Below are 4,509 nucleotides of genomic sequence, written 5' to 3'. Positions count from 1 at the left end.
ACGCCGCCTATGCCGCCTCGCCGGCGAAGATCCCCGACGGGAGCGCCGAGGACGAGGGCGTCGCCTTCGGGGAGCGGGCCGCCGAGCACCTGGCCGCCCTGCGCGAGGGGGACGGGCGGGACGCGACCCTGACGTGCGACCGCTCGCCGGCGCCCGGTGTCTGGCGGCCCGGCCCGCCCGGCAACCGGCCCTTCGCCAACCCGTGGATGGCGAAGCTGCGGCCGGTGCTGCTGGACTCGCCGGACCGGTTCATGCCGGGGCCGCCGCCCGAGCTGACCTCGGAGCGGTACGCGCGGGACTTCACCGAGGTGCGGGCGATGGGGGCGCGGAACAGCGCCGAGCGGACGGCCGAGGAGACCGAGACGGCGCTGTTCTTCACGGATCCGCTGCCGCAGCAGTCGCAGGCCGCGTACCGGGAACGCGCCACGCGGCGGGGCATGGACATCGTCGAGGCGGCCCGGATGTTCGCGGCGGCCAACACCGCGTCCGCGGACGCCACGATCACCACGTGGAACGCCAAGCTGACCTACGCGCTGTGGCGGCCGGTGACCGCGATCAGGCTGGCGGACACGGACGGCAACCCCGCGACCGAGGCCGATCCGTCGTGGCTGCCGCTGACCAACACACCGCCGTACCCCGAGTACATCGGCGGGCACTGCACCAACGACGGGGCGGTGATGGCCGTGCTGGACCGGCTGACCGACGGTGACATCGATCTGCGGGTGCATTCGGCCGTGACGGGAACCACCCGGACGCGCACGGACCCGGCCGACTTCCGCGAAGGGGCGGGCCGCGACCTCGTCGGCCCCCTGGCGGCCCGCAACCGGGACGCGATCAACGCGCGGGTCTGGGAGGGCATCCACTTCCGGACCGCGGACGTCGTGGGCAACCGGGGGGCGGAAGATCGGCCGGTTCGCCGCCGCGCACTACTTCAAGCCGGTGAGGTGACCCCGACGGGAGTCACACCCGAGTCCAGGTGTTCCGGTCCCGTGCCATCGCGTGCAGGGCCTCCACGTCCGCCGGTTTGAGGACTCCCCCCTGCCGGGCCAGCTTCCCGAGGTTCGTGTCCTGGAGGACGCGGACCTCGCGCAGGGGGGCGGTGACCGAGACGTCCGCCGGGCCGGCCAGGGCCAGGACCGGGTGGACCTCCGCCGTCAGGGCGTACGAGGCGCGGTCGGCGTCGGCCCGGACGCGGCGCAGCAGGGGGTGCGGTTCCCGGCGGCCGATCGTCACCATCGGATCCGCGACCCTGATCCGCTGCTTGCGGGCATACAGGGTGTGGATCGCGAACAGCCCCGCCGGGCCGATCGCCAGGTGGTGGATCCGCGCTCCGCCCGGCAGCGGGATCGAGTGCAGGGTGTGCCAGCCGGCGCCGTCGAGACGGTCCAGGGCCTCCGCCACCGTCTGTTCGGCGGTGAGCGCGCGGCGCCTGGGATCCGTGCGCAGCCGGCGGGGCGGTACCGGGTCGCGGTCCAGGGCGATCAGGAGCGCCTCGCCGGGGCGGTTGGGCGCCAGGTCGTCGTCCGGGTGGAGCGTGAGGCGGGCCAGCTCGGCCGGGGTCGGGACCGGTGGCGGTCCCACCGTCACCGGGCCGGTGAGGAACGGGCCCAGGACTTCCAGCACGTCATCGCGGCGCTCGTCGCTGAGCAGGTTGACCCTGGCGGCCTCACGGTCGTACCACGCGATGTTCCTGCCGTCCGTGAGGCAGACGTACAGCCGCTCCTGGCCGTGGCGCCAGGTCGGCACGACACGCAGTGAGCTCATGCACCATCACCCCTTTGACCATGGGAACAGGCGGGGTGCTCCAGGGGCAAGAACCCGGTTACCTTTGAGAGGAGTTGGGTGGGAAGTTGGGGGAGGCGCCAGTTGCGTACCCGCAGGATGCAACCCGACGTTCCTGCTCCGGACACCCCGTGGGACGAGATCGTGCCCGGCCTGTGGATGGGCGGTCATGAGTTCCGGGCGGTGGCGGGGCAGCTGGAGTTCGTCGTAGTACAGGACCAGTTCGATCTCGTACAGACGCTTCTGCGGCTGCCGGGGCACGGGCCGGACGGCGGTGTGGAGCACCAGGTGTGGCCCATCCCGGACGGGCCGCTGGACGGGACACAGCTCGCGGGCGTGATCCGGCTCGCGCAGGCCGCCGGTGAGGCGCTGGACGCGGGCCGGTCGGTCCTGGTGCGCTGCTACCACGGGTACAACCGCTCGGGGCTGGTCATCGCGCAGACGCTCATGAGGCGGGGGCACTCCGCCGAGGAGTCGATCCGGCTGATACGGTCCCGGCGCTCGCCCTGGGCCCTGCACAATGACCTCTTCGTCGAGTACCTGCGCGCCGGTCTGTCCACCGCCCGGCTGCTGGAGGAGCTCACCGAGTGATCACCCGGGCCCACCCTGGGCGGGCAAAAGGGACTTCCCTCCGAATAAGGTGTACGGGGCCACCGCTCACCTCCGAACCACAGGAGCACTGTGCCCCGCTGCCGTGTCCGCACGACCGCCGCCGTCGCCCTGCTGCTGGCGACCGCCGCGGGCTGCGGTGACGCCGGCGGACTCCAGGGCGCGGGCGCCACTCCGACCGCGGTCAGCCCGGCCCGGCTGTGGCCGGAGCTGACACCGGCGTCCAGCCCCGCCTTCGACATCGGCGAGGTGACCACCGAGGTGGTCAAGGGCGTCGACGTGCCCGGCGACGACATCCGCAAGGTCGACCCGGTGGCGGTCGTGCGCGCCGAGATCGCCGCGAACCCCGACGACTACGAGGGCGCCGAGGCGCCGTACCGCGAGACAGCCCGCCGGATGGCCGACTGCGACACGGACGGTGCCCGCTGTCCTGTCCTCACGCCCTACTACCGGGACCTGAGCGGCGACGGCCGCGAGGACCTGACGCTCGGCTTCCGGCTCCTGCCCGGCGAGCTGACCGGCCTGCGCGTCTACACCGTCCAGAAGCACCGGCTGGTGCGGGTCATGTCCTACGACGACGCCGTGAGCGCGGTCGAGCTGGCCGGGCGGTCCCTGATCGTCCGGGCGCCCTCGGAGGTCGCGGGGTACGAGTACCGGCTCCAGTGGACCTGGGACGCCGAGGCCAACGCGATGCTGCTCACCCACGACGAGATGCTGCGCACGGGTGAGCGCAGGCCGTCGCCGCGCGCCTCCGCCTCTGCTTCGGCGAGTGGCCGATGAGGCTCGCGCTGCCCCGCTGGGCCGGGACGCTCGCCACCAAGGCGGCCGTGTTCATCACCGTGATGTGCTGCGCGCTGACGGCGCTGCTCGGTGTGCTCGTACATGTCTCGGTGACCAACCAGACCGTCGGCCGGTCCCGTACCGAGGCGCTGTCCCGGCTGACCGGCGCGGCGACGGCCTTCGAGGCCGGGGACCGGCTGACGCCGGGCGCGGGCGTCGATCCGCCGGGGCTGCCCGGGGCGCTGCGGGAGCTGGCGGTCGCCGGGGACCGCGGCACGATGGTCGCCGACCACGAGGGCCGGCCCACGATGTGGGCGGCGGGCCCGGCCGACGGTGGCCGGGCGCTGGCCGTGCAGGTCGACTACTCGCAGCAGGCCCGCACGATCGAGGGGCTGGACCGGGCGATCCTGTGGTCCTCGGCGCTGGCGATCGGGGCCACGCTGCTGGTGGGCGCGCTCGCGGTGACCCGGGTGACCCGGCGGCTGCACACGACGGCCCGGGTGGCCCGGCGGATCAGCGGCGGCGACCTGGACGCGCGCGTCGACGATCCCCGGACGAAGGATCCCTCGCGGCCGCAGGACGAGGTGGCCGCGGTGGCCGCCGCGCTGGACTCCATGGCGGGGTCGCTGCAGGGGAAGCTGCAGGCCGAGCAGCGGTTCACGGCGGATGTCGCCCATGAGCTGCGGACGCCGTTGACGGGGCTGCACGCGGCGGCGGAGCTGTTGCCTCCGGGGCGGCCGACGGAGTTGGTGCGGGACCGGGTGGCGGCGTTGCGGACGCTCACGGAGGACCTGCTGGAGATCTCCCGCCTTGATACCGGGCGGGAGCGGCTCGATGTGGACACCGAGCAGTTGGGGGCGTTGGCCGAGCGGGTGGTGCGGGCGTCGGGGAGCCGTACGGAGGTTGTGGTCCTGCGGGATGTGACCGTGGAGACGGATCGGCGGCGGCTGGAGCGGGTGCTGGGGAATTTGGTGGCCAATGCGCATCGGCATGGGCGGGACCCCGTGGTGGTGACGGTGGATGGGGCTCAGATCACTGTGCGGGATCACGGGGACGGGTATCCGGAGTATTTGCTGGAGCATGGGCCGCAGCGGTTTCGTACGGAGGGGGGAGCGAAGGGGCATGGGCTGGGGTTGACCATCGCGTTGGGGCAGGCGGAGGTGCTGGGGGCGCGGCTTGCTTTTGCGAATGCGGAGGACGGGGGCGCCATGGCTGTGCTTTCTCTGCCGGCCGGTGGGGGCTTGTCGCGCAGTTCCCCGCGCCCCTAGGGGGTGTTTTGAAAGTCCTGTGCGGTGCCCGCGGTGTTCGGTGCGTGCCCTCGGCGTGCCGGACGAAGGC

General features: G+C 73.2%; 5 protein-coding genes. 4 read left to right on the top strand and 1 reads right to left on the bottom strand.

Features of this window, described 5'->3' with window-relative positions:
* A partial coding sequence (locus RMT89_RS39700; protein WP_315888615.1) for a vanadium-dependent haloperoxidase occupies positions 1 to 1,028 on the top strand: 1,028 nt, incomplete at its 5' end.
* Here RMT89_RS39700 and RMT89_RS39695 read toward each other — a convergent pair.
* Positions 961 to 1,764 (bottom strand): nuclease-related domain-containing protein, encoded by an 804-nt coding sequence (locus RMT89_RS39695; RefSeq protein WP_315888614.1) that lies wholly within the window; start codon positions 1,762 to 1,764, stop codon positions 961 to 963. The genes RMT89_RS39700 and RMT89_RS39695 overlap by 68 nt on opposite strands.
* A 102-nt stretch (positions 1,765 to 1,866) precedes the next feature.
* Between RMT89_RS39695 and RMT89_RS39690 the strand changes: the two genes are divergently transcribed.
* The 3 genes from RMT89_RS39690 to RMT89_RS39680 all read left to right on the top strand — a co-directional run bounded on the left by RMT89_RS39690 (position 1,867) and on the right by RMT89_RS39680 (position 4,439).
* On the top strand, positions 1,867 to 2,373 hold the full coding sequence (locus RMT89_RS39690; RefSeq protein ID WP_315888613.1) for a dual specificity protein phosphatase family protein: 507 nt from the start codon (positions 1,867 to 1,869) through the stop codon (positions 2,371 to 2,373).
* A 90-nt stretch (positions 2,374 to 2,463) separates the two neighbouring features.
* Positions 2,464 to 3,171, top strand: a complete 708-nt coding sequence (locus RMT89_RS39685; protein ID WP_315888612.1) for a hypothetical protein — start codon at positions 2,464 to 2,466, stop codon at positions 3,169 to 3,171.
* Positions 3,168 to 4,439 carry an ATP-binding protein gene (locus tag RMT89_RS39680; RefSeq protein WP_315888611.1) on the top strand — a complete coding sequence of 424 codons (1,272 nt, stop codon included), beginning with the start codon at positions 3,168 to 3,170 and terminating at the stop codon, positions 4,437 to 4,439. The genes RMT89_RS39685 and RMT89_RS39680 overlap by 4 nt, the downstream gene beginning before the upstream one ends.
* The last annotated feature ends 70 nt before the right edge of the window (positions 4,440 to 4,509 follow it).

It is taken from the genome of Streptomyces sp. P17, assembly GCF_032436805.1.
In the GTDB taxonomy this organism is placed as follows: domain Bacteria; phylum Actinomycetota; class Actinomycetes; order Streptomycetales; family Streptomycetaceae; genus Streptomyces.
Note: the sequence above shows the minus strand (reverse complement) of the source record. Positions and strands in the feature narration are given on the sequence as shown.

Bases quoted from the DNA above. Each gene is read 5' to 3' on its own strand.
- RMT89_RS39695 (WP_315888614.1), bottom strand. From the start codon at position 1,764: ATGAGCTCACTGCGTGTCGTGCCGACCTGGCGCCACGGCCAGGAGCGG.
- RMT89_RS39680 (WP_315888611.1), top strand. From the start codon at position 3,168: ATGAGGCTCGCGCTGCCCCGCTGGGCCGGGACGCTCGCCACCAAGGCG.